Annotated in this window: 24 protein-coding genes; 6 read left to right on the top strand and 18 right to left on the bottom strand. The window is 54.7% G+C overall.

Features of this window, described 5'->3' with window-relative positions:
* The first annotated feature begins 25 nt into the window (after positions 1–25).
* On the top strand, positions 26–2,101 hold the full coding sequence (locus F3J38_RS24295) for a YccS/YhfK family putative transporter (RefSeq protein WP_167143138.1): 2,076 nt from the start codon (positions 26–28) through the stop codon (positions 2,099–2,101).
* Here F3J38_RS24295 and argD read toward each other — a convergent pair whose 3' ends face one another.
* The 5 genes from argD to ppiA form a co-directional block, all read right to left on the bottom strand.
* The gene (gene argD / locus F3J38_RS24290; RefSeq protein WP_167143135.1) at positions 2,102–3,322 is read right to left on the bottom strand and encodes a bifunctional acetylornithine/succinyldiaminopimelate transaminase; all 1,221 of its coding nucleotides are present in this window, start codon (positions 3,320–3,322) and stop codon (positions 2,102–2,104) included. It abuts the gene before it with no gap.
* Positions 3,323–3,409: 87 nt separating this feature from the next.
* Entirely contained in the window at positions 3,410–3,985 is a 576-nt protein-coding gene (locus tag F3J38_RS24285; RefSeq protein WP_167143132.1) for an aminodeoxychorismate synthase component II, read from the bottom strand.
* 41 nt (positions 3,986–4,026) lie between these two features.
* Positions 4,027–4,620, bottom strand: coding sequence for a putative adenosine monophosphate-protein transferase Fic (locus F3J38_RS24280; protein WP_167143129.1), 594 nt, complete (start codon positions 4,618–4,620; stop codon positions 4,027–4,029).
* A complete protein-coding gene (locus tag F3J38_RS24275; RefSeq protein WP_167143127.1) occupies positions 4,610–4,774 on the bottom strand; it encodes a YhfG family protein in 165 nt (54 codons plus the stop codon). The genes F3J38_RS24280 and F3J38_RS24275 overlap by 11 nt, the downstream gene beginning before the upstream one ends.
* A gap of 98 nt (positions 4,775–4,872) precedes the next feature.
* Positions 4,873–5,445, bottom strand: a complete 573-nt coding sequence (gene ppiA, locus F3J38_RS24270; RefSeq protein ID WP_167143123.1) for a peptidylprolyl isomerase A — start codon at positions 5,443–5,445, stop codon at positions 4,873–4,875.
* Positions 5,446–5,707: 262 nt separating this feature from the next.
* Here ppiA and tsgA point away from each other — a divergent pair, with 262 nt between their 5' ends.
* Positions 5,708–6,886 (top strand): MFS transporter TsgA, encoded by a 1,179-nt coding sequence (tsgA, locus tag F3J38_RS24265; protein ID WP_167143120.1) that lies wholly within the window; start codon positions 5,708–5,710, stop codon positions 6,884–6,886.
* 33 nt (positions 6,887–6,919) lie between these two features.
* Here the strand turns inward: tsgA and F3J38_RS24260 are convergent, their stop codons facing one another.
* A complete protein-coding gene (locus tag F3J38_RS24260; RefSeq protein WP_167143117.1) occupies positions 6,920–8,203 on the bottom strand; it encodes a cytosine deaminase in 1,284 nt (427 codons plus the stop codon).
* Between the two features lie 298 nt (positions 8,204–8,501).
* Here F3J38_RS24260 and nirB point away from each other — a divergent pair, with 298 nt between their 5' ends.
* From nirB to cysG, 3 genes are all read left to right on the top strand, one after another.
* Complete coding sequence (gene nirB / locus F3J38_RS24255; RefSeq protein WP_167143114.1) at positions 8,502–11,042, top strand: nitrite reductase large subunit NirB; 2,541 nt, start codon at positions 8,502–8,504, stop codon at positions 11,040–11,042.
* Positions 11,039–11,365 carry a nitrite reductase small subunit NirD gene (nirD, locus tag F3J38_RS24250; protein ID WP_167143111.1) on the top strand — a complete coding sequence of 109 codons (327 nt, stop codon included), beginning with the start codon at positions 11,039–11,041 and terminating at the stop codon, positions 11,363–11,365. Before nirB ends, nirD begins: the two co-directional genes overlap by 4 nt.
* 111 nt (positions 11,366–11,476) lie before the next feature.
* Positions 11,477–12,841: a siroheme synthase CysG gene (gene cysG, locus F3J38_RS24245; RefSeq protein WP_167143108.1), complete on the top strand. Its 1,365-nt coding sequence runs from the start codon at positions 11,477–11,479 to the stop codon at positions 12,839–12,841.
* 56 nt (positions 12,842–12,897) lie between these two features.
* Here the strand turns inward: cysG and trpS are convergent, their stop codons facing one another.
* From trpS to pilM, 12 genes are all read right to left on the bottom strand, one after another.
* Complete coding sequence (gene trpS, locus F3J38_RS24240; protein WP_167143105.1) at positions 12,898–13,902, bottom strand: tryptophan--tRNA ligase; 1,005 nt, start codon at positions 13,900–13,902, stop codon at positions 12,898–12,900.
* 15 nt (positions 13,903–13,917) lie between these two features.
* The gene (locus F3J38_RS24235; RefSeq protein WP_167143102.1) at positions 13,918–14,595 is read right to left on the bottom strand and encodes a phosphoglycolate phosphatase; all 678 of its coding nucleotides are present in this window, start codon (positions 14,593–14,595) and stop codon (positions 13,918–13,920) included.
* The gene (gene rpe, locus F3J38_RS24230) at positions 14,579–15,262 is read right to left on the bottom strand and encodes a ribulose-phosphate 3-epimerase (protein ID WP_034819612.1); all 684 of its coding nucleotides are present in this window, start codon (positions 15,260–15,262) and stop codon (positions 14,579–14,581) included. The genes F3J38_RS24235 and rpe overlap by 17 nt, the downstream gene beginning before the upstream one ends.
* A gap of 65 nt (positions 15,263–15,327) precedes the next feature.
* Positions 15,328–16,140, bottom strand: a complete 813-nt coding sequence (gene dam, locus F3J38_RS24225; RefSeq protein WP_167143099.1) for an adenine-specific DNA-methyltransferase — start codon at positions 16,138–16,140, stop codon at positions 15,328–15,330.
* Positions 16,141–16,236: 96 nt separating this feature from the next.
* Entirely contained in the window at positions 16,237–17,295 is a 1,059-nt protein-coding gene (locus tag F3J38_RS24220) for an SPOR domain-containing protein (protein ID WP_167143096.1), read from the bottom strand.
* Positions 17,296–17,354: 59 nt separating this feature from the next.
* Positions 17,355–18,443, bottom strand: a complete 1,089-nt coding sequence (aroB, locus tag F3J38_RS24215; protein WP_167143093.1) for a 3-dehydroquinate synthase — start codon at positions 18,441–18,443, stop codon at positions 17,355–17,357.
* A gap of 39 nt (positions 18,444–18,482) precedes the next feature.
* A complete protein-coding gene (gene aroK / locus F3J38_RS24210; RefSeq protein WP_039380929.1) occupies positions 18,483–19,004 on the bottom strand; it encodes a shikimate kinase AroK in 522 nt (173 codons plus the stop codon).
* A gap of 481 nt (positions 19,005–19,485) precedes the next feature.
* On the bottom strand, positions 19,486–20,745 hold the full coding sequence (hofQ, locus tag F3J38_RS24205) for a DNA uptake porin HofQ (protein ID WP_167143091.1): 1,260 nt from the start codon (positions 20,743–20,745) through the stop codon (positions 19,486–19,488).
* A complete protein-coding gene (locus F3J38_RS24200; protein ID WP_167143088.1) occupies positions 20,687–21,067 on the bottom strand; it encodes a HofP DNA utilization family protein in 381 nt (126 codons plus the stop codon). Before F3J38_RS24200 ends, hofQ begins: the two co-directional genes overlap by 59 nt.
* Entirely contained in the window at positions 21,057–21,551 is a 495-nt protein-coding gene (locus tag F3J38_RS24195; protein WP_167143085.1) for a HofO family protein, read from the bottom strand. Before F3J38_RS24195 ends, F3J38_RS24200 begins: the two co-directional genes overlap by 11 nt.
* Complete coding sequence (locus F3J38_RS24190; RefSeq protein WP_240156071.1) at positions 21,544–22,089, bottom strand: PilN domain-containing protein; 546 nt, start codon at positions 22,087–22,089, stop codon at positions 21,544–21,546. The genes F3J38_RS24195 and F3J38_RS24190 overlap by 8 nt, the downstream gene beginning before the upstream one ends.
* Complete coding sequence (gene pilM / locus F3J38_RS24185; RefSeq protein WP_167143082.1) at positions 22,086–22,895, bottom strand: type IV pilus biogenesis protein PilM; 810 nt, start codon at positions 22,893–22,895, stop codon at positions 22,086–22,088. Before pilM ends, F3J38_RS24190 begins: the two co-directional genes overlap by 4 nt.
* Before the next feature lie 177 nt (positions 22,896–23,072).
* Between pilM and mrcA the strand changes: the two genes are divergently transcribed.
* A complete protein-coding gene (gene mrcA / locus F3J38_RS24180) occupies positions 23,073–25,622 on the top strand; it encodes a peptidoglycan glycosyltransferase/peptidoglycan DD-transpeptidase MrcA (protein ID WP_167143078.1) in 2,550 nt (849 codons plus the stop codon).
* The last annotated feature ends 23 nt before the right edge of the window (positions 25,623–25,645 follow it).

The following is a 25,645-nucleotide window of genomic DNA, read 5'->3' as shown; positions in this document are numbered from 1 at the left end:
CGCCGTTTTTGTTTGCGATGAGCTGATGTGGCGCCGAATCATCTATCATCCTGAGGTCAACTACGCGCTGCGGCAAACGCTAGTGCTGTGCCTGCCTGTGGCTCTTGGCTGGCTATTTGGCGATCTGCAAAAAGGTCTGTTGTTCTCTTTGGTCCCAGCCTGTTGCAACATGGCGGGCCTAGATACACCGCATAAACGCTTCTTCAAACGTCTGATTGTGGGTGGCTCACTGTTTGCTACCGGCAGTTTCCTCATCCAGTTCCTGACCGACTACCAGATTCCGCTACCGCTGATCCTGTTTGTGTTGCCGCTGCTGATTGGTGTCACGGGGGAGATCAGTCCACTGCACGGGCGTCTACTGCCTGCAACCCTGGTCGCGGCCATCTTTAGCCTGAGCCTGGTAGGACGCATGCCCCTGTGGGCGCCGCCCCTGCTGTATATCGGCGGCACGCTGTGGTACGGCTTGTTTAACTGGTTCTGGTTTTGGCTGTGGAAAGAGCAGCCAATGCGCGAAACCCTCAGCCTGCTTTATCGCGAGTTGGCGGATTATTGCGATGCCAAATACACGCTGCTCACCCAGCTCACCGATCCGGAAAAGGCGCTTCCGCCGCTACTGGCGCGTCAGCAAAAAGCGGTCGATCTGATCACCACCTGCTATCAGCAAATGCATATGCTCTCTGCCAGCCGCGATAACAGCCACAAGCGCCTGACGCGGGCATTTCAGGTAGCGCTGGATTTGCAGGAGCACATCTCCGTGAGCTTGCACCAGCCGGAAGAAGTGCAAAAGCTGGTCGAGCAGAGTCACGCTGAAGCGGTCATCCGCTGGAACGCCAAAACCATCTCTGCTCGCTTGCGTCTGCTGGCGGATGCCATTCTCTATCATCAGTTGCCCGATCGCTTTCACATGGAGAAGCAGCTAGGCGCGCTGGAAAAGATTGCGCGTCAAAACCCTGATAACCCGGTAGGGAACTTCTGTTACTACCACTTCAGCCGTATCGCTCGCGTGCTGCGCACGCAAAAGCCGTTATACACGCGTGACCTGATGGCCGACCGCCAGCGCCGTCTCCCCGTGTTTCCCGCGCTGCGCAGCTATCTCTCCCTCAAGTCAGCCGCGTTGCGTACTGCCGCCCGCATCTCGGTGATGCTGATGTTCGGCAGCGCGCTGGCGTTGTTCTTTAATATTCCTAAGCCCTACTGGATTCTGATGACCATCATGTTCGTCAGCCAGAATGGCTACAGCGCGACGCGCGTGCGCATTCAGCACCGTGCGTTGGGAACCTTCGCCGGTTTGCTGATTGCGGCCGCCTCGCTGCGCCTGGCGGTACCCGAATCGGCCACCCTGCTGTTTATGCTGGCCATCACCCTCGCAAGCTATCTGGTGACACGCAAATATTATGGCTGGTCGATGATCGGCTTCACCGTTACCGCCGTTTATTCCCTGCAACTGCTGTCTTTGAACGGCGCCCAGTTCTTGCTGCCACGCATGATGGACACGCTGATGGGCTGTCTGATCGCCTTTGCCGGGATGATTTGGCTGTGGCCACAGTGGCAAAGCGGATTACTGCGCAGTAACGCGCACGATGCGCTGGAAGCGTATCAGGAAGCATTGAGGATGCTGTTAGGACCTGAGCAATCGCCTGAAAAGCTGGCCTATCAACGTATCAAGGTTAACCAGGCGCACAATGCGCTGTTCAACTCACTCAATCAGGCCTCAAGCGAACCGGGGTTTGATGCGCAATACCTGAAAGATATGCGCATGTGGGTAACACACAGCCAGTTTATTGTGGAGCACCTCAATGCCATGACCATTCTGGCGCGTGAGCACACCATGTTGACCCCCAAACTGGCGGAGCGTTATCTGCAATCCTGTGAAATTGCGCTGCAGCGCTGTCAGCAGCGACTGGCGTACGATGGGCCAGGTAATGACAGCAACATTTTGGAAGCGCCGGAGAATCTTAATGAGGGGCCGGTAACGATTGTCGAGCAGCATGTGAAGCGTATCTTGCAGCACCTGAACGTCATGCACACCATCTCTTCACTGGCCTGGAGCCAGCGCCCCCATCATGGTCGCTGGCTCAAGGCATTACGTCCGAAGGGCTGATTACGCCGCCAGGACCTTCTGGATAGCGGTAGCGAAACGCGCCATGCCTTCTTCGATGTCAGTAGGTTCAATCACCAGCGACGGCACAAAGCGAATCACATCGGTGCCCGCGGTCAGGATCATCAATCCCTCAGCCGCCGAGGCATTCAGAATATCGCGCGCTTTGCTAGCGTGCTGCGGCTTCAGCGCGGCACCAATCAGCAAGCCTTTACCGCGAATCTCACTGAACAGATCGAATTTGCTGTTGATCGCCTGCAACGCCTCAACGAACTGCTGACGACGGGCATCAACCCCGCTCAGCACTTCTGGGGTGTTGATGATATCCAACGCCGTTTCAGCAATGGCACAGGCCAGCGGGTTACCGCCATAGGTGGTGCCATGCACGCCGGGCGCCATCACGGAAGAAATTTCGTTGGTGGTCAGCATGGCGCTCACCGGGAAACCGCCACCCAGTGCTTTCGCCGTGGTGATGATGTCTGGCTTGATACCATAGTGTTCGTAGGCGAACAGCTTACCGCTACGGCCCATACCGCTCTGCACTTCATCGAGCACCAGTAGCGCGTTGTGCTCATCGCACAGCGCACGCAGACCCTGCATAAATTCCTGAGTGGCTGCCGTCACACCGCCTTCACCCTGAATCGGCTCGACCACGATGGCGCAGGTGTGGTCATCAATCACCGCTTTCACCGCATCCAAATCGTTAAACGGCACATGCACAATATCGGCAGGCTTTGGACCAAAACCGTCAGAGTACTTCGGCTGGCCACCGACGGAAACGGTAAACAAGGTACGACCGTGGAACGCGTTATGGAAGGCGATGATTTTGCTTTTAAATGGACTGTGTTTTTTGCAAGCGTAATAGCGCGCCAGCTTGAATGCCGCTTCGTTGGCTTCGGCACCGGAGTTACCAAAGAACACCCGATCAGCAAAGGTTGCAGCAATCAGCTTACTGGCCAGGCGCAGCGCTGGTTCATTGGTAAACACGTTGCTGGTATGCCACAGAGTTTCACCCTGGCTTTTCAGCGTTTCCACCAGCGCCGGATGGCAATGACCCAAAGCAGTCACCGCGATACCGCCGGAAAAGTCGATATACTCTTTGCCCTGCTGATCCCAGACTCGGCTACCTTTGCCTTTAACCGGCACAAACTGCGCAGGTGCATAAACAGGCAAAATTACGTTATCGAACGTTTCCCGGGTTACCGCTAGTTTTTCCGCTGCCATTGCCGACCTCATTGGGTTATTTATTTAGCTGAAGTGAAATTATAATCACAAAATATGCATAAAAAATCACACGAAGGCAAACATAAGTTACGTATTCAGGAAATTCGCCAGCAGCTGATGTCCCTGCTCGCTAAGAATGCTCTCCGGATGGAACTGTACCCCTTCTAAGGGCAGCGTACGGTGGCGGAAGCCCATGATCTCATCCGGCTCACCATTACGCAGGCTCCAGGCGGTGACTTCGAACTCAGCAGGCAGCGTATCGCGCGCCACAATCAATGAATGGTAGCGCGTCACGGTGAGAGGATTATTAAGGTCACGAAACACACCTTGATCAGTGTGCTGGATAAGGGAAGTTTTACCGTGCATCACCTGCCGCGCACGTATCACCTGTGCGCCGTACGCTTGAGCAATCGCCTGGTGGCCCAGACAAACGCCGAGGATCGGCAAGCGTCCGGCAAAATGGCGGATGGCATCCAGTGAAATACCGGATTGATCCGGCGTGCAAGGTCCCGGCGAAATCACCAGATGCGTCAGCGGCAATGCCTCCATCTCCGCAAGAGTGATAGCGTCATTGCGCACCACGCGCACATCCGCGCCCAGTTCACAGAAGTACTGGTAGAGATTCCAGGTAAAGGAGTCGTAGTTATCAATCAGCAGCAGCATAATGCCCTCAGGCCAGTAAAACCGCCGCTATTCTACGCATTTTAGCGCGCAGGGCTCACCACTTTCGCAAACTGCGCCGTTAGCGGCGCCAAATCCCCCGCCACGCCGGCAAACAGCGCGTTACGCCAGTTATCGCGATCCAGCTTATCCCATGCCAACAGATAACCTGCATGGATGGCGAGTTGTTCGAAGAAGATGCGCTGCGCCCGACCGTTGCCTGCGCGGAAAGGGTGCAAGACGAAGATCTCACAGTAGTAGTGCGCCAGCCGCGCCACAAAATCATCGTGTGGCAGATGCGCCAGATGTTGTTCATCCTCCAGCGCGCTCATCAGCGCGTTGCCCTCTTTTTCGATATATTCACAGTGGCAATAGGGGGTCTCATCACGCCAGATGTCGATACTGCGTACCTCACCGGCCCAGCTATAAACATCCTGGAACAACGTGCGGTGAATATGGCATAACCACGGCATCCCTGTGCCAGACGGACCCAGTTCCAGCGTCGCCAGGCGTGCTGCACTAAAGGCCAGCTCGGCCTTACTCAACTGCGCTTGATCATGAATATCGAGGCGGTTTTTCAGCACCGTATCGTTTTGCCATAAGTAAGGATCGCGCACCGCCAGGCTGTTATCCGCCATATTGCCTCCTCAGCGACGCGAGACGCTCGTCGGCCTGCTCCATGATGATATCGCTGGGTGTATAGCCCGCCAGGCGACAGCTGGCCTGATAACTGGCGGCACGGTGCTGCTGCCACAAGGTGGCTTTCTGTTTCTCGGTGAGTTTGCTGGTCATAGGGCCTCCGGCAAGCCATTTGCCCTAAGTATAAGAGCTAATTTGGGCTTTGCCGGAGAGCAGAAGAACGCGCCAGCGAGCAGCGGCGCGTTAAACCATTAAGGCAGGACTTTCGCAGAAAGGATAACAATCGGTTTTGACGGCACATTTTGGTACGGGCCGACATCTTTGGTTGGCACCTGAGCAATCTTGTCGATCACATCCTGGCCTTTCACAACTTTACCAAATACCGCATAGCCAAAGTCACGCTGGCCGTGATCAAGGAAGGCGTTGTCAGCCACATTGAGGAAGAACTGGCTGGTCGCGCTATCTTTATCAGCAGTGCGCGCCATTGAAATGGTGCCACGCAGGTTACGCAAACCGTTGTCGGCTTCGTTCTTGATAGGTGCATTGGTCTGCTTCTGCTGCATGTCCGCAGTGAAGCCGCCGCCCTGAATCATAAAGCCAGGGATAACACGATGGAAAATGGTGTTGTTGTAGAAACCGTTGTTGACGTAATCAACAAAGTTTTTCACCGAGACTGGGGCTTTCTGATTGTTCAGTTCGAGTTCGATATTGCCCGCAGAGGTGGTGAGCAGCACATGAGTATCCCCTTTGGCTGCCAGAGCGGTAGCGGATACAGAAGAGAGCGCTAACAGGGCGACTGCCGCTGTCAAAGTACGTTTAAACATGAAAGATTCCTTACCATGAAGTGCAAGCTCAAAAACGAGATCGATTGTAAAGAGCAAGTTATACAAGAGCCAGCGTTTTACCGATATTTACGCTGATGTTGCGATTGTCATACTTTTTGGGACGCGCAATCATTTGCGTGACGAAAATCACACTATTAATGAAATATTTCGCGCTCGTTACACTCGTTGTTTATTAAGATCACAGTTGCATTTACAATTCATGACACTTTTTGCCAATCCCGGCGCTTCACAGGTTCAGAACATGACAAACCGTAATCGCATTGGCCTTACCTGGATCAGCTTTTTCTCCTACGCGCTCACCGGCGCGCTGGTGATCGTTACCGGTATGGTACTGGATAATATTGCCCAGTATTTCCAGCTGCCCATTTCAGAAATGAGCAACACCTTCACCTTCCTGAATGCCGGTATCCTGGTCGCGGTATTCCTTAACGCCTGGCTGATGGTGATTGTGCCGTTGAAACGCCAGCTGATCTTTGGCTTTATGCTGATGATCCTCGCGGTGGCAGGCCTGATGACCAGCCATAATCTGAGCGTCTTCTCGCTGTGCATGTTTGTGCTCGGTGTGGTCAGCGGTATCACCATGTCGATCGGTACCTTCCTGATTACGCATTTGTATGATGGCCGCCAGCGTGGTTCACGCCTGCTGTTTACCGACTCGTTCTTCAGTATGGCGGGGACCATTTTCCCAATCATCGCTGGCGTGCTGCTGGCTCGCGCCCTGCCTTGGTACTGGGTGTATGCCTGCATCGGCGTGATTTATCTGGCGATCTTCGTGCTAACGCTGTTTGTTGAATTCCCGGAACTGAAAAGTGAAGCGGCGGTTCAAGGCGGCGAGAAAGAGAAATGGGGTATTGGCGTGCTATTCCTGTCGATTGCCGCGCTCTGCTACATCCTTGGCCAACTTGGCTTTATCTCTTGGGTGCCGGAATACGCAACGAAATCAATGGGCATGGACATTAGCGCTGCCGGCCAGCTGGTGGGTAACTTCTGGACCGCCTACATGGTCGGTATGTGGGTGTTCAGCTTCCTGCTGCGCTTCTTCGATCTGCAACGCATCCTGATGGTGCTGGCGGCTTTGGCGACCGGCTTAATGTACTGGTTTGTTACCACCAACGACGCCAGCATGTTGCACTGGATCATCATGATTCTTGGCTTCAGCTCCAGCGCCATTTACACCACCATCATCACGCTCGGTTCGCTGCAAACTAAAGTTTCTTCGCCGAAACTGGTCAACTTTATCCTGACCTGCGGCACTGTTGGCACCATGCTGACCTTCGTGGTCACCGGCCCGATTGTGGCTAAAGGTGGCGCGCATGCAGCACTCTCTACCGCTAACGGTCTCTATGCCGTGGTGTTTGTGATGTGTGTGCTGCTTGGCTTTGTGACCAAACATCGCCAGCACGGCCATGTGACTCACTAAGAATGAGGGGCGGCCTGAGGGTCGCCCCTGCTGCTACCGTTTAAAGTTAACCGCTTCCGCTTCACCCAGGTAAATCTCACTGACCGCTGGCTGCGTGGCTGCCACTAACCTCCCCTGACGCACTGAATAGCGCACGGGCACCTGCCTTCGCACCGCATCAAATCCACTCTCAGCTGGCAGAATGATCAGGCTGGCATCATCACCCACCGCCAGGCCGTAATCCTTCAATTGCAGGGTTTTAGCGCTGTTAGTGGTAATCAGGCTTAAGCCATTATCAATCTGCTCATAGCCCATCAGCTGACACACATGCAATCCCATATGTAGCACCTGTAACATACTGGCGGTGCCGAGCGGATACCAAGGATCGAATACATCATCGTGACCAAAGCAGACGTTAATGCCGGCGTCGAGTAACTCTTTCACGCGCGTAATGCCGCGCCGTTTGGGGTAGCTATCGAAACGCCCCTGTAGATGGATATTCACCAGAGGATTGGCGACGAAGTGAATCTTTGACAGCTTCAGCAGGCGGAATAAGCGCGAGGTGTAGGCGTTGTTATAGGAGTGCATTGCGGTGGTGTGGCTGGCGGTGACGCGTTCGCCATTACCGTCACGATGCGCCAGTGCCGCCACGGTTTCGACAAAGCGCGACTGCTCATCATCGATCTCATCACAATGAACATCCACCATTCGGTCATAGCGATTGGCGAGCGCAAAGGCTTTATGCAGTGATTCCACGCCGTATTCACGCGTGAATTCGAAATGAGGGATAGCACCGACCACGTCGGCACCCAGCCGCAACGCCTCTTCCAACAGTGCTTCCCCATTGGGATAAGAGAGGATCCCCTCTTGCGGGAAGGCGACGATTTGGATGTCGATCCACGGCGACATCTCTGCCTTCACTTCCAGCATGGCTTTCAACGCGGTGAGGGTGGGATCGGAGACATCGACGTGGGTGCGCACATGCTGAATGCCATTGGCGATTTGCCATTTCAACGTCTGCCGCGCCCGCTGTTTGACATCCTCATGGCTAAGTAGCGCTTTGCGTTCCGCCCAACGCTCAATCCCTTCAAACAGCGTACCCGACTGGTTCCAGGCGGGCTGCCCGGCGGTTTGTGTGGTGTCGAGATGGATGTGCGGTTCGATAAAAGGGGCACTTGCCAGTCCGCCTTCGGCATCCAACGCGTCATCCTGCTGCGTGATTTGCGGTGGCTGGGGACGTAATGCCGTTATTTTGCCGCCGTTGATTTCCATCTGCCACAGACCCTGCTGGCCCGCCAGACGCAGGTTGTTGATCCACTTCAGTGACCGGTTTGCCATGCCTTCCTCCTGTTTCAAAGCAACAAGTTAAGCTAGCACGAAAATCCGTCCGTCAGCCTCATAGGTTTTTGGACTGCCAAAATGACCATCCGAAAACTTCCTCTGCTCAGTTTGTTGGAGCGAAACTAATAGCGACCGACTCTGCACAATATCCAACCAAATAAGCCACTTATCATTTTCTTTCAAAATCAATTGCATACCTCTAAATGGGTATATGGCCGTGCGCTTGATATGCATCAATAAGCGCCTGATACAGCGCGCTATCGTAATCGCAGATACCGCAATTTTTGAGGCAAGCATGAGCAAGCACAGTGTCGTGATTATTGGCAACGGCATGGTCGGCCACCGCTTTATAGAAGAACTGATCGACAAAGCCGAACCCGGCCAATTCGCCCTTACTGTCTTTTGTGAAGAACCCCGTGTCGCCTATGACCGCGTCCACCTTTCCGCCTACTTCTCCCATCACACCGCCGAAGAGCTGTCGTTGGTGCGGCCAGGATATTACGAAAAACATCAGGTGAATCTGCTGATTGGCGAACGCGCTATCACCATCAATCGCGATGAAAAACTGATCCACTCGAACACCGGTCGCGCGGTGCACTACGACACATTGATTTTTGCTACTGGCTCTTATCCATGGATCCCGCCCATCAAAGGCTCGGAAGGCACTGACTGTTTTGTCTATCGCACCATCGAAGATCTCAATGCCATTGAAGCCTGCGCGCGCCGCAGCAAACGGGGTGCCGTGATTGGCGGCGGCCTGCTTGGTCTGGAAGCAGCAGGGGCGTTAAAAAATCTCGGCATAGAAACCCATGTGATTGAGTTTGCGCCTGGATTAATGGCAGAACAGCTGGATGTGCAAGGTGGCGAACAGCTGCGCCGGAAAATCGAACAGATGGGTGTGCGGGTACATACCAGCAAAAACACCCAGCAGATTGTGCATCATGCCAAAGGCGGAAAAACGCTGGAATTCGCCGATGGCAGCGCGCTGGACGTGGATTTTATCGTGTTCTCCACCGGCATTCGCCCGCAAGACAAGCTGGCAAAACAGTGCGGGCTCGCGATCGGACAACGCGGTGGTGTCGCGATTAACGACCACTGCCAAACCAGTGATGCCGCGATTTATGCGATTGGTGAATGCGCCGCGTGGCAGAACCGTCTTTTCGGCTTGGTCGCGCCAGGCTACAAAATGGCCCAAGTCGCCAGCGATGCGCTGGTGGGGCGTGAAAGCGCCTTCACGGGTGCCGATATGAGCGCCAAACTCAAGCTACTGGGCGTGGATGTCGGTGGCATTGGCGATGCGCAGGGCCGCACGCCGGGAGCGCGCAGCTACATGTGGCTCGACGAGCATAAACACATCTACAAACGTCTCATCGTCAGTGAAGACAACCGCACCTTGCTCGGCGCGGTGTTAGTGGGCGACACCAGCGACTACGGCAATCTGCTACAGTTGGCGCTGAACAACATCACCCTGCCAGAGAATCCGGAAATGCTGATTCTCCCCGCTGGCAGCGGTGAAAAACCGGTATTAGGCGTGGATTCCCTGCCGGACACTGCGCAAATCTGTTCCTGCTTCGACGTCAGCAAAGGCGATATCGTCAAAGCGGTGCAAGGTGGCTGCCACAGGGTAGCGATGCTGAAAAGCGAAACCCGCGCCGGAACCGGCTGTGGCGGCTGTATCCCACTGATTACTCAAGTGCTGAATGCGGAATTGAGTCGCCAGGGTATCGAAGTCAACAATCACCTGTGCGAACACTTCCCTTATTCACGTCAGGAGCTGTATCACCTGATTCGTGTTGAAGAGATTAAATCCTTTGATGCGCTGCTGGCGAAATACGGCCAGGGCTATGGTTGTGAAGTGTGCAAACCGACCGTAGGTTCGCTGCTGGCTTCTTGCTGGAACGAATATGTGCTCAAACCACAGCTCGCGCCGCTGCAGGATAGCAACGATCTGTTCCTCGGCAATATCCAGAAAGATGGCACCTACTCCGTCATCCCGCGCTCACCCGGCGGCGAAATCACGCCTGAAGGCTTGATGGCCGTGGGTGCCGTGGCCCGTCAGTACAACCTCTACACCAAAATCACCGGATCGCAGCGTATTGGTCTGTTCGGCGCACAGCGCGATGACCTGCCCGCCATCTGGGCCCAACTGATAGATGCTGGATTTGAAACCGGCCAAGCCTATGCCAAGGCGTTACGCATGGCGAAAACCTGCGTCGGCAGCACCTGGTGTCGCTACGGCGTGGGCGACAGCCTTGGCTTTGGTATTGAGCTGGAGAACCGCTACAAAGGCATCCGTACCCCGCACAAAATGAAGTTTGGCGTCTCGGGCTGTACCCGCGAATGTGCCGAAGCGCAAGGTAAGGACGTTGGTATCATCGCCACCGAAAAAGGCTGGAATCTGTATGTATGCGGCAACGGCGGTATGAAACCTCGCCACGCCGATCTGCTGGCAGCCGACCTGGATCGCGACACCCTGTTGGCCTATCTCGACCGCTTCATGATGTTCTACATCCGCACAGGTGATCGCTTGCAGCGCACCTCTCTGTGGCTGGAAAGCATGGACGGCGGCATCGACTATCTGCGCAAAGTCATTATCGACGACAAACTGGGCCTTAATGCGCAACTTGAGAGTGAACTGACGCGTCTGCGTGGAGAAGTCGAGTGCGAATGGGCCGCAGCGGTGAAAGATCCTCAGCAGCAAATCCACTTCAGCACCTTTATCAACAGCAACCAGCGTGACCCGCTGGTGCAGCATATTCACCAGCGCGATCAGCATCGCCCGGCACGTCCTGCCGAACGCATTGCGGTCACCCTGATTGAGGAGGTCGACGCATGAGCCAGTGGCATTCCGTGTGTGAACTCAACCAAATCCTGCCCGCCACCGGCGTCTGTGCGCTGGTAAAAGGCCAGCAGATTGCCATCTTCCGCCCGCGTGACGATGAGCAACTGTATGCAATCAGCAACATCGACCCTTTCGCCGAGGCCAGCGTGCTATCACGCGGCCTGATCGCGGAACACCAGCACAGCCTGTGGGTCGCCAGCCCACTGAAAAAGCAGCGCTTCCGCTTGAGTGATGGCGTCTGCCTGGAAGATGCATCGCGCTCAGTGGCGAGCTATCCAGTGCGTGTTACTGAAGGTCGGGTCGAGGTGTGCAGTTGAGAGAATGCCTTCACTTAATGGGGCTTTAGTGTGTTTAATGGCACCTTAAATACACAAATCAGTTTAGCGGTTTCAAAGCTCGCACATTGCGGGCTTTTTTGAGGATGAGTGATGGACTATTTCCCCCTGTTTTGCCGCCTGCAGGGCAAACGTTGTTTGCTGGTTGGCGGAGGTGATGTCGCAGAGCGTAAAGCACGCCTGTTGCTGGAGGCGGGTGCCGATCTGCATGTTGGTGCATTGGATTTTTCCGCTGTTTTTCAACAGTGGGCAGAACAGGGAAAGTTGCGCTTATTACCCGGCTCCTTTGAGGAGAGCTGGCTGGAAGGCTGTTGGTTGGTGATTGCTGCCACCGACGATGACGCAGTCAACCAAAAGGTAGGCGATGCCGCCGAATTGCGGCGCATCTTCTGCAATCTGGTGGATGCGCCGCAGGAGGCCAGCGCGATCATGCCGTCAATTGTCGATCGCTCACCGCTGATGATTGCCGTGTCATCCGGTGGTCGCGCGCCTGTGCTGGCTCGCCTGCTGCGCGAAAAGCTGGAAGCCATGCTGCCACAGCATCTCGGCCAACTGGCTACCCTGGCCGGCTCGCTGCGCAGCCGGGTGAAGAAAACCTTTGCTAGCATGGCGCAGCGCCGTGCTTTCTGGGAGCGCTTCTTTGCCAGCGATCGTCTGGCGCAAACGCTGGCCAATGGTGACCAGCCACGCGCCGATCATATCGTTGATACACTGTTCGATGCGCCGCTGTCACTGCAGGGTGAAGTGGTGCTGGTCGGTGCAGGGCCCGGAGATGCGGGATTACTGACGCTGAAAGGCTTGCAGTGCATCCAACAGGCCGATGTGGTGGTTTACGATCGCTTGGTCTCCGAGCCGATTCTCAATCTGGTCCGTCGTGATGCTGAGCGCATCTTCGTGGGCAAGCAGGCAGGCAATCACTGCGTGCCTCAGTCGCAAATCAACCAGCTGTTACTGGAACAAGCCCAAAGCGGCAAACGTGTGGTGCGACTTAAAGGCGGCGATCCCTTTATTTTCGGCCGTGGGGGAGAAGAATTGGAAGTGCTGGCACAGCACAACATTCCCTTTAGCGTGGTGCCGGGGATCACGGCCGCTTCCGGTTGTGCAGCCTACAGCGGCATTCCGCTCACGCACCGCGATCACGCGCAGAGCGTGCGTTTTGTCACGGGGCATCTGCAACAGCACGGTGAGATTGAATGGGGTAAATTGGCAGCGGAACAACAAACGCTGGTGTTTTACATGGGGCTCACGCAGGCACCCGAGATTCAGCGCCAGCTATTGCAGCATGGTATGAATGCCGAGACACCGGTGGCTATCGTGCAGAATGGCACCACGCCGCAGCAGCGAGTGGAAACCGCCACCTTAGTAGAACTCAGTCAACTGGCTCAGCAGTTTGCCAGCCCAGCACTGATTATTGTTGGAGACGTGGTCAGCTTACGCAGTCAGTTACGCTGGTTCTAAAATAAAAAAACGGCGAGTCATCACAACTCGCCGTCTTGGATGATGTCATTAGCTGCTTATGGCTGTACGACAAAGCCCACCGCTTCGTAGACTTTCTTCAGGGTTTCTTGCGCTTGAGCACGCGCCTTAGTGGCACCCTCACGCATCACCTGGTTGAGGAAGTCTTCGTCATTACGGAAACGATGATAGCGCTCCTGCAGCTCGGTCAGCATACCGGAAACCGCTTCGGCAACTTCGCCCTTCAGGTGGCCATACATCTTGCCTTCGAATTCCTGTTCCAGCTGCGGAATCGATTTGCCCGTCACACCAGAAAGAATATCCAGCAGGTTAGAAACACCGGCTTTCTCTTTGATGTCGTAACGCACTACCGGTGGCTCTGCGGAATCAGTAACTGCACGCTTAATCTTCTTCACTACTGCTTTGGTATCTTCCAACAGGCCGATCACGTTGTTACGGTTGTCGTCCGACTTTGACATCTTCTTCGTCGGTTCTAACAGCGACATCACGCGTGCGCCTGATTTTGGAATAAACGGCTCAGGAATTTTGAACACATCGCCATACAGCGCATTGAAACGGCCCGCGATATCACGACTCAGTTCCAGATGCTGTTTCTGATCTTCGCCCACCGGTACCTGGTTGGTTTGATACAGCAGAATGTCTGCTGCCATCAAGACAGGGTAATCGAACAAACCTGCCGTGATGTTTTCTGAGTAACGCGCAGACTTGTCTTTGAACTGCGTCATGCGGCTCAGCTCACCGAAATAGGTATAGCAGTTCAGAACCCAGCTCAGCTGCGCATGTTCTGGCACGTGCGACTGAACAAAGATGGTACTTTTGGCTGGATCAATACCGCAGGCAAGGTACAGCGCCAGCGTATCTAACGTGGCTTTGCGCAGTGCGACAGGGTCCTGACGAACGGTAATGGCGTGCAGATCGACGATGCAGTAAATGCAGTGGAAATCATCCTGCATCTGCACCCACTGACGCAGCGCACCCATATAGTTGCCAATGGTCAGTTCACCGGAAGGCTGGGCGCCGCTGAAAACGATGGGTTTGCTCATGTTATATCCTGATAATTACAGCCCGAGAGCGGGCAAAAGTTCGCTAAAAGTATCGAGAGTTAAATCGGGTTGGCAGGCGGCAATCGGTTCGCCATAGTTGTAGCCGAAGGTCATGCCGATATTCGGTACGCCTGCAGCCTGAGCTGCATGAATATCATTGCGAGAATCGCCGACAAACAGTAATTCTTTTTGCAGCACGCCAAAGTGCCCCAGAACAAGGAAGATCGCTGCGGGATGCGGCTTTTTCACCACCACATCATCACCGCCAATAATCAGCGTGAAGTAGTCGGCAATGCCCAACGACTGCAGTAAAGGCGCGACAAAGGGCGTCGGCTTATTGGTCACAATCGCCATCGGCAGGCCTTTCGCATGCAACGTAGCCAGCGTCTCTTTCACCTGTGGGAACAGGGTGCTGCCCGCTTCCACCGTTTCGGCGTAATACTTGTCAAACAGGCTGCGCGCATCACGTTGTTCTTCGGCGTGAGGTTCGCGTCCTAGCGCCCATGTTAGCGCGCGAGTCATCATGACATCCGCACCATTGCCAATCCACGTGGAAGCCAGCGCGACGCCCGGCGGCGGCAACTGCAAATCACCTAAGGCATGATCAATCGCCTGTGCCAGACCCGGTGCGCTGTCGACCAACGTGCCATCAAGGTCAAAAGCCAGGGCGCGGATATCAGTGAAATGAGCCATTAACTTTCTCCAGTTCGCCACGCATTTCGTCGATCACTTTTTTGTAATCGGGATGGCCAAAGATGGCTGAACCGGCAACAAACATATCGGCACCCGCTGCCGCGATCTGACCGATGTTATCGATCTTCACACCGCCATCGACTTCCAGACGAATATCGTAGCCGCTCTGGTCGATAAGGCGACGAGCCTGACGCAGTTTATCCAGCGTACCAGGAATGAAGGATTGGCCACCAAAGCCAGGGTTCACTGACATCAACAAAATGATGTCGAGTTTATCCATCACATAATCGAGGTAATCGAGTGGCGTCGCAGGGTTAAAGACCAAGCCCGCTTTGCAGCCATGCTCTTTGATCAGTTGCAGCGTGCGATCAACGTGCTCGCTGGCTTCAGGATGGAAGGTAATGTAGGTCGCACCAGCTTTGGCAAATTCTGGGATCAGCGCATCGACTGGCTTAACCATCAGATGCACATCAATAGGTGCCGTGATGCCGTAGTCGCGCAGCGCTTTCAGCACCATCGGACCCATGGTCAGATTGGGAACATAGTGGTTGTCCATCACGTCGAAATGAACCACATCACCCCCTGCCGCCAGGGCTTTCGCCGTATCCTCACCCAGACGGGCGAAATCAGCAGCAAGAATTGAAGGGGCCAGTAAAAATTGTTTCATCCGATTCTCCCAATTTTGTGCGCCAGCCTGAGCTGACGTAATGCGTTGGTCGCGGACGAAACAGGCTAGCGGAAAAGCGCCAGCAGTTCGTCAACCTGAGTGCGACCACTTATGCTTCGGCTGATGGAACGCCGGGCTTTGACTACATTTAACACCGCATTCTGATACCACTCGCGAGTGAGCAGCGTATCGTGGTTGGAAATCAGCACCGGTATTCCGTTTTCCTGCGCCAACTTGTTGGCAAGCTCCGCCAGATGCTGCTGCTCACGCAGGCTGAAGCTGTTGGTGTGGTAAGCGGTAAAATTCGCCGTCGCCGACAAGGGCGCATAGGGCGGATCGCAATAAACCACTGAGCCAGCAGGGGCGTTGTTCAGAGTAACATCGTACGATTCACAGACAAAGGTCGCTTTTTGCGCCCGTTCGGCAAACCACAGCAGTTCTGCTTCAGGAAAGTAAGGTTTGCGGTAACGACCAAAAGGCACATTAAACTCACCGCGCAAATTGTAGCGGCAAAGACCGTTATAGCCGTGGCGGTTGAGATAAAGAAACAGCAAGGCACGCTGATACTCATCCGTGCTGGCATTAAAGGCCAGACGCTGCGCGTAGTAGGTCTCCGCCATGTTCCCCTCAGGGGTAAACAACAGGCGCGCATCTTCAATAAATGCGTTAGTGCGGGTTTTAACGATGTTGTAGAGATTGATCAGATCACCGTTAATGTCCGCCAGGTGATAGCGGTCATAATCAGTGTTAAGGAATACGGAACCGGCACCGACAAAGGGTTCGATTAAACAATCACCTTGTGGCAAATGACGACGGATATCGTCAAGCAGCGGGTATTTCCCTCCGGCCCATTTAAGGAAAGCGCGATTTTTCTTCATGCTGTCGTGGTTATTACATCTTAATTATTGGCTGTGGTGGAACCGACAGCAGCTCTGCGCTTTAAACGGGGCCGCGCTAACGCAGCCCCACATCAGTTACTGACTTTCTTTTTTCACCTGACTCAACGGTTTGACCCATGGATTCGCCGCACGCACTTCAGCTGGCAAGGAAGCCACCGCGCGTTTGGCATCTGCTGGGGTGGCATAAGCACCGCTCACCAACACATACCATGGCTGGCCGTTACGTGTGGTTTTATACACGTGATAACCGCTCAGATTCTGTTTTTTCGCCCACGCATTCAGGCTCTCTTCTTTCGAAGCACCACTCAACTGCAGCGTGTAACTGCCGCCGGTAGGCAATGACTTGCTGGCTCCGCTGTTGCTGGCGCTAACAGGCGCATTATGCGCTGCCGTGGTGTGCGTTTTGTTCTCTTTCGCTACCGGTGCCGGTTTAGTAGTGGTCGGCGCTTTATGTGTCGTGCTGTTGTGCGACTCACGCACGCCGTTGCTGCTGGCGCGCGCAGGTGTTTCAGAACGCATGGCTGGCGGTGTTATCGCCTTACCATTTCCGCTGACTGTCGCCGGGGCGGTTGGCAATGACGTGTTGCCCTGTGCACCCTGTGCGGCGTTATCCACCTGGCCTTGCTGATTGTTCAACGCATTGTTGAGATCGCCTGGCAGGGTGACGCGTTGCTGATTCGCTGGCGTCTCAACAGGCGCAGCCTGAGTCGGTGTGGAGGAAACGGCTGGCATTGAAATCGAATTGGAATCACTACCCGTCGCTGCTTGATTACCAGCAGGTTGAGCACCCGCAGGCGTTTGTGGCGCGTTTCCATCCGCAGTAGGCGCTGCGTTTTGCTGGCCGCTCATAGACGTCGAACCGGAAAGGTCGATGCTCTTTTCACTGCCACCGGAGGCCGGCGCGGCGGTGCCATTATTGGCCGTCGCTGCGGGTTTCTTCTCATCAGGGCCAGTTAACGCGGAACCGATGCCCAGCACCACCAAGAGCAGGACCAGAATACCGATGCCCATCATCATATGCTGACGCGATACCGGCACTTTCGCTTTCGGGGCAGAAGACTGTTTGCGAGGCCGCGTTGGACGGCGGTCACTGGCATCAGGTTTTAACTCGTCTTCCGGTTTGAACTCATCCATCTCGCCTCCTCCGTAAGCGGCACGCTAGCACGCACCGCATCACCACTCACTACTTTTAATCAGGGTTTCTGGCAATCATTAATTGCAGCCAGCACCATATCATGGGCGACACCTGCACGCACTTCAGAGCGGCCAATTGCGAGAGGCAGCACCAAACGCATTTCACCTGCCAGCACTTTTTTGTCGCGCATCATGTGCGGTAAGTACTCTTCAGCCTTCATGCTTGAAGGGCCATGGACGGGTAAACCCGCACGCAGTAACAGCGCAATGATACGATCAGTATCCGCTGACGAGAACTGTCCCAGGCGCTCAGCCGTTCGTGCGGCCATCACCATGCCCGCAGCGATCGCTTCACCATGTAGCCAGTTGCCGTAGCCCATGTGCGCTTCAATTGCATGGCCAAAAGTATGGCCCAGATTGAGCAGCGCGCGCAGACCCATCTCACGTTCGTCGGCGGCAACCACTTCGGCTTTGAGTTCACAGCAGCGCCGAATGCAGTACGCCATCGCTTTCTCATCCAGCGCCAGCAGTGCATCAAGATTCTGCTCCAGCCACTGGAAGAAATCGCCATCGAGGATAATGCCATACTTGATCACTTCCGCCAGACCCGACGCTAATTCACGCGCCGGTAGCGTGGCCAGGCAATCGGTATCCACGACCACTGACGCAGGCTGGTAGAAGGCACCAATCATATTTTTGCCAAGCGGATGATTGACGGCCGTTTTGCCGCCAACGGAGGAATCAACCTGAGAGAGCAATGTGGTAGGCACCTGGATAAAGCGCACGCCACGCTGATAGCTCGCGGCAGCAAATCCCGTCAGATCGCCAATCACACCGCCGCCAAGAGCGATCAGTGTGGTATCACGACCATGGGGTTTCTGCAGCAGCGCAGTGAAGACCTCGTCCATCACGGCCAGCGTCTTATACTTTTCGCCATCAGGTAAAATCACCTGATCCACTTTCACGCCCGCCTGACTCAACAAGGTAGAGAGCTTGTCAAGATAAAGCGGGGCAAGCGTCTCGTTGGTCACCAGCATGGCATTGTCGCCTGCTTTTAGCGGCCAAAAAGAAGCCGGATCATTAAACAGTCCGGCAGCGACAGTGATGGGGTAACTGCGATCCCCGAGTGAGACAGTGATCTTCTCCATGATGACCGATACCTATTGCTGAGCCCTCAGGACACTGGATTAATTTTTTTCCAGCATGTTGATGATCTGATTGGCGACAACTTTTGCACTTTGATCGTCAGTGCGAATGGTGACGTCAGCGATCTCTTCATAAAGCGGATTGCGTTCGTCAGCGAGCGCTTCCAGAACTTCACGCGGCGGCTCATCAACCTGCAACAGCGGACGTTTTTTATCACGCTGAGTGCGAGCAAGCTGTTTTTCGATGGTCGTTTCAAGATAGACAACCACGCCGCGGGCGGAGAGACGATTGCGAGTTTCACGGGATTTAACAGACCCACCCCCCGTAGCCAGGACAATGCCTTGCTTCTCGGTGAGTTCATTGATGATCTTCTCTTCGCGATCGCGGAAACCGGCTTCGCCTTCCACATCAAATACCCAGCCTACATCCGCTCCGGTACGTCGCTCAATTTCCTGATCGGAATCGAAGAATTCCATATTGAGTTGCTGAGCTAACTGACGACCAATAGTGCTTTTGCCGGCACCCATCGGCCCAACCAGAAAGATATTGCGTTTCTCTGCCATTTTATCGGTATTACTAAGAATTCGTTGATGATACCCCGCGTTCAGCGCGTGCTGGCGGGACAGGAACTGAGACCTCATGAGCATTAACAAGAGTCAGACGGAAAATTATCTCAACACTCATGGCCGTTTGGCAACCGAATAAATTGCCCCCGGCGACCTATTAACAGGACCGGTCTGTGGTTCGCGAGACGGTAACGCCCCTCCTTTTTTCCCTCACACTTCAAGCTACAAGCGCGCTGGCTGCATTTGTGCATTCCTGAAACTGACGCTTGTCAGGTGAGGAATTCACGTTTTTGCCCGCGCGATTTAACTCGATTTTTTTAGGGAAAACATATTCTGACGTCAGTATCGCTTGTGACTGACGCCCATCGGAAGGTTATCCTGCCGCGTTCCGTTACACCGTTTTAAAAATCGCTAAACCTTGTAAGCTAATTCCTGCCCTGCGTCAACGCAGTTGGCATTTCAGAGCGAATTTTCCGCTTTATCCACTCGTAAGCGCTGCTTCCCTGACCAGTCGGGGGGTAATAAAGATCACCAACTCTTTCTTTTTCTGCTCTTCCGTTTGCTGTCGGAACAAATTTCCTAGCAAAGGAACATCGCCTAGCCCCGGCACGCGTTTTTCACCCTGCGTGCGCTGCTGCTGGAAAATACCGCCCAGAGCCAGGGTTTCCCCATCACGCAGCGTGACCTGAGTTTCAATTTCCTGTTTATCGATGCTCAGAACCTTATTCTCGCCCACGCTTAAGCTGCGTCCTGGCATATTTTGACTGAGACGCAGCTTGAGCTGGATACGCCCATTGCCCAGCACAACCGGTGTGACTTCCATGCCCAATACAGCTTCTTTAAATTCAATCGCTGTCGCGCCGCTGTTGCCTGATTTCACTTCATAAGGAATTTCGGTGCCTTGCTTGATAGAGGCGGTCTGTTGATTGGAGGTAAACAAGCGCGGGCTGGCGATGATTTCGATCTGGTTCTCTTGCTCCAGTGCGCTGAGTTCAAGATTGAGCAACTCACCACTGATCTGCCCCAGCGTCACTCCCACACGCAGAGCCGGATTTTCCACCATCAGTGGGATCGCCAACTGCGGATTGCGTAGCGAAGCGACCACGCTCTGCGCAGGAGAAGTGCTCCAGTTAACGCCCAGTTCGCGAAGATGCTCTTCATGGATAGTGATGATGTGTGCTGCCAGCTCAACCTGCTCAAGCGGCCTGTCCAGCGCTGTAAGCCAACGCGTGGTGTCGTGCAACGCTTTAGCCGTGTCACGCAGTAGCAAGCTGTTAGTACGGTTATCGACCGTCACGCTCCCACGCGCCGTCAGCAAAGAACGTTCGCTCTGCAAACTTCGGTAGACATCGCTGGCACTCGCGTAATGCAGCGTCACCCGATGTTGCTCAAGCGGCACCTGCTGCTCCCTCTCCTCATTTTCAGCCTTGGATTGCTGCACCTGCATCTGCTGCCAGCTTTCTGGATAGACCAACAGTACGCCCTCTTCCTGGACAAGGGTGAGATTCGCCAGCCGCGCCACCAGTGCCAAGGCACGCTCGCCATCGATCTCATCAAGGCGTAGCGATAGCCGTCCTTCAACCCCCGGCGCAATCAGCAAATTGGTCTGCTGATAATCTGCCAGCGCCTGCAAAATACGCTCTACTGGCGCATCATCAAATACCAGACTTAAGCGATCGTTACTGGCCTTCAGCGGAACGCTGAGGCACAGGCAGAAGATGAGTATCATCCTTTTCATAAAATCCTCCTTTTATTACCCAGGTAATCTGCTGTGGCGGGCAACTCTGTGTCGTACGTAATATCAGGCTTCTTGCCGTGAGTTCCGCCACCTGCCAAGGGGAATGCGGCAACATTGCCAGTGAAGTGAGGCGATGGCTTTTACCCTGCGGTGACACTAGCCAGGCGACATAGTGCATTGATGACCCCACAATCCCCTGCAGACGCCAGCCATCGGGTGCGGCAACCTGTGGCTGACATACGCCTTCTGCCAGTGGCTGAAAAGGATCGCGCGCCAACGCCAGACTGCTGCACAACAACAGCAACCATGCACTACTCCGCATCTTCATCCTCCAGCCACAACATCGTCTTTAACACTCCCTGCTCAGCACTTAACTCAAAACGCTCAGGCACAGATAAGTGGGCAAGTGCCAGTTCACCAAACAATGGCAGAAATTGTGGCCAATGGACCCGCAGTTGCAGCTGCTGTGGTTGACTACCCGGCTGCCAGTTTTCCAATTGTGTGCCGCGTGCAGTCACCAAATTTTCAAGCGTATGCCGCATCGTGCTTTCACTTGCTGGGCGCAATAGCTGTGCAATTTCGATTTCAAGTGTCTCAATGGAGGGGCGCGCCACTAGCTGATTCTGGCGATGTTGCAGTTGCTGCTCCATGTCCTCTTGCTCTTGCTTCTGTAAATCAAGCCGCTGCTGCTGAGGGCGTAACAGTGCGAACCACGCCAGCGTAAGCAGCAGGAATGACATCATCATCAAACACGCGATGCGCTTTGGCAGTGACAGGGCCAGCCAGCGTAGCAGTGCTTCATTCATCAGCCATCTCCTGCAAACGGGCCTGCAGTACAAAGCGATAATCTCCACCCGCCTGGCGTTGCACGCTGCCGGGCTTGACGCTGGCAAACAGTGACTGCGTGACCAGCTGCTGACGAAAATCCCGAACCGCCAGCATGCTCTGAGCTTGCCCTTCAAACAGCAGCACCCGCTGCCGGCGCTCAACGCGCTTCAACCACAATGCATCCGGCATCAGCGTAGGGAGTTGCTTCCAAAATTGCTGCCAGCGGCGATGCTCCTGGCGTTTTTGTTGCACAACGCGCTGCGCCTGTAGCAACCCATCACGTTGTTGAAGCAGTGCGTGTTGTAAGGTCAGTTGCTGTTGCAGCATGTCGCGCATCTGACTGGCGCTTATCAGCCTTACCTGCTGCTGAAGGTATTGCTCATCAGCCCGCCACCACAGCACCATGACAATTAACCCGGTTGTCACCAGTGTGCCCCCTAGTAGCGAGAAGCTCTGCTGACAGCGCCGCTGCCACTGCTGGATGCGCCAAGGCAATAAATTGACGGCGAACATCATGCATCCTCTGGGCGCAGAGCCAAGCCGAGTGCGATGGAAAACTCACCTTCGTCGGCAGGAAGCGGCGGCTGCCGATACTGTAATAATGAAAGAGGGAGGCAGCGCATCACGCCAGGCTCTGAAAGCCTTTGCGGTGCGGTACAAAAAATAGCGGACGCCTGTGGAAAGGTTTCGCGCAATTGTGCAAGCGTCAACGGCTCGGTTCCCGCACCTGAGGTGGTTTGCTCCCCCGTCAGTGTCCAGAGCCAGTGATCGCACAGCGGATGAATCAACAACCGGTTTTGCTGCCGTGGCATACGCATAGCAATCTGCGTTAGCGCCAGGCTGCTCAATTCAAATACGTCAGGCCGCAGACCGGACGCTTGCAACGGTGCCAGCCACTGCGCGATGACTTCGCGCCGCGCTGCGGTGATACAAAGCTGTGAAGCATCCCCCGCGGCACGGTAGTCAATGGAGAGTGAGGCCGGTTCGACAGGAAATAAACGCTGTGCCGATGAGGCCACGTAGCGACGCATGGCCGGTTCACTGAGTGAGGATTCCGGCAGTGGCAACGTGCGCTGTAATACCAACTGCGGCGGCAATCCAACGCGAAGTGAATAGCGTTTCGGCAGGTGACGTTGCCAGCGCGCTAACATCTCCTGTAACAGTGGCGTGGTTTGCAACACGCCGTTGCGTAACGTATCGTGCGGCAGCGGTTGCTGCCACCAATGTCGTAACTGCCAACCATGACGTCGGCGTTCAATGCCAAGGGCACAGAGTTGCCCGTTTTGGATATCCAATCCGATTTGCCAGCGTTGAAAAGCCATGTGCGCGATCTCCTTATCTCTAAAGGGAAAAAGGACGTTTGCCCGGGATATTTCGAGGGGCTATCAGCGCTACGGCCACTTGAAGTATGACGGGTATATCAAAGCGTCAGGCTTGCCTTTATACTACCGCGCGATTGTTTATAAACTGCCCAAACGACAACAGATGGGAATTCTCAGGTGAAGTTCGTAAAGTATTTATTGATTCTTGCAGTGTGTTGCATCTTGCTGGGAACCGGCACGGTCTATGGCTTGTACAAATACATTGAGCCACAGCTGCCTGATGTGAACACATTGAAAGACGTGCGTCTGCAAACGCCGATGCAGGTTTACAGCGCTGAGGGCGAATTGATCGCCCAATATGGTGAGAAACGCCGCGTGCCGCTCACACTGCAACAGATGCCGCCTGAGCTGATCAAAGCGTTCATTGCGACCGAAGACAGCCGTTTCTACGAGCACCATGGTGTTGATCCTGTGGGGATCTTCCGTGCCGCTAGTATTGCTCTGGTGTCTGGCCATGCCTCGCAGGGTGCGAGTACCATTACTCAGCAGCTGGCGCGTAACTTCTTCCTCAGCCCTGAACGCACTCTCATGCGTAAGATTAAGGAAGCCTTCCTTGCCATTCGCATTGAACAGCTTCTGACTAAAGATGAAATTCTTGAGCTGTATCTCAACAAAATCTATCTCGGCTATCGCGCGTATGGCGTGGGTGCAGCGGCACAGGTCTACTTTGGTAAACCTGTTGACCAGCTCTCGCTGAGTGAGATGGCGATGATTGCCGGTTTGCCTAAAGCACCGTCAACGTTCAACCCGCTTTATTCCCATGCACGTGCCCTGGCGCGTCGTAATGTGGTGCTGGCGCGTATGCTCGACCAGAACTACATCACGCAGCAACAGTACGATGAAGCTCGCAACACACCGTTGGTGGCTGCCTATCACGGCCCAGAAATTGCCTTCTCTGCCCCGTATCTGAGTGAAATGGTGCGTCAGGAGATGGTCAAACGCTACGGTGATGGCGCGTATGAAGATGGCTACAAAGTCTACACCACCGTCACGCGTCGTCTGCAAGAAGCGGCACAGCAGGCGGTTCGTAACAACGTTATGGCTTATGACATGCGCCATGGCTACCGCGGACCCACCAACGTGCTGTGGAAAGTCGGTGAAGCCAGCTGGGACAAGAGCCGCATTCAGAATGCGTTGAAAGACTTGCCAACCTACGGTCCGCTTAATGCTGCCGTGGTGACCAGCGCCAGTGCCGATGAAGCCACCGCCATGATGAAAGACGGGAGCAGCGTATCGCTGAGCCTGGCGGGTGTGCGCTGGGCAAGGCCGTATAAATCTGACACCCTGCAAGGCCCAACGCCGCGCAGCGTGACGCAAGTCCTGCAAGCGGGCCAACAGATTTGGGTGCGCAAAGTGGACAATGACTGGTGGTTAGGTCAGGTACCGCTGGTGAACTCTGCCCTGGTGTCACTGAATCCAGAAGATGGTGCGGTGCGTGCTTTGGTGGGAGGTTTCGACTTCAATCAGAGTATGTTTAACCGTGCGACTCAGGCACTGCGCCAGGTCGGCTCGAACATCAAACCTTTCCTGTACACCGCAGCCATGGACCGTGGTTTGACGCTGGCTTCTATCCTCAACGATGTACCGATTTCACGCTGGGATGCAGGTGCCGGTGCTGACTGGCGTCCGAAGAACTCCCCTCCGACCTACGCGGGGCCAATCCGTTTGCGTCAGGGTTTGGGTGAGTCGAAAAACGTGGTGATGGTGCGTGCGATGCGCGCGATGGGCGTGGATTATGCCGCAGAGTATCTGCAGCGCTTCGGCTTCCCAGCGCAGAATATTATCCATACCGAATCACTGGCATTGGGTGCTGCCTCGTTTACGCCCATGCAGGTGGTGCGTGGCTATGCGGTGATGGCAAACGGCGGGTTCCTAGTGGATCCCTACTTCATCACCAAGATTGAGAACGAACAGGGTGGTGTGGTATTCGAAGATAAACCGAAGATTGCTTGTCCGCAGTGCAATCTGCCGGTGATCTACGGTGAAACGAAAAAGTCTGTGGCGTTAAATGAAGAGAGCGTGGAAAACGTCGCGACCTCTGATCAATCGCAAAATCAGACTGTGCCACAGCCAGAATTGGAGCAAGTCCCCGCTCAACCGCAGCCCGCTGGCGATCAGCAGTACGCACCGCATGTGATCAACACACCGCTGTCGTTCCTGATTAAAAGTGCCCTGAACTCTAACGTCTTCGGTGAACCGGGCTGGATGGGAACGGGCTGGCGTGCAGGCCGTGATTTGAAACGTAACGATATCGGCGGAAAAACCGGTACGACCAATAGCTCGAAAGATGCGTGGTTCTCAGGATACGGTCCGGGTGTCGTCACCTCTGTGTGGATTGGTTTCGATGACTCACGAGCACTGGGCCGCTCGACCATGTCAGGTGTGATTCCGGATCAAATCTCCGGCTATGAAGGTGGCGCGAAGAGTGCGCAACCTGCATGGGATGAGTACATGAAATCCGCGCTGGATGGCGTACCTGTTCAGCCACTGACCCCGCCAGATGGTGTGGTCACCGTGACCATTGACCGTGGTACCGGCAAGCTAGCGAACGGCGGTGGCAACACCCGCCAGGAGTATTTCATCAATGGCACACAGCCTACGGAGTACTCGGTGCATGATGTCGGCACCACCCTGATGGACAATGGCCAAAGCCACGAGTTGTTCTAAACAAAAACGCCGGCAGATTTGCC

Source organism: Candidatus Pantoea formicae, from assembly GCF_011752625.1.
GTDB classification, from domain to species: domain Bacteria; phylum Pseudomonadota; class Gammaproteobacteria; order Enterobacterales; family Enterobacteriaceae; genus Pantoea; species Pantoea formicae.
This window is presented reverse-complemented; position numbering and strand designations above follow the sequence as displayed.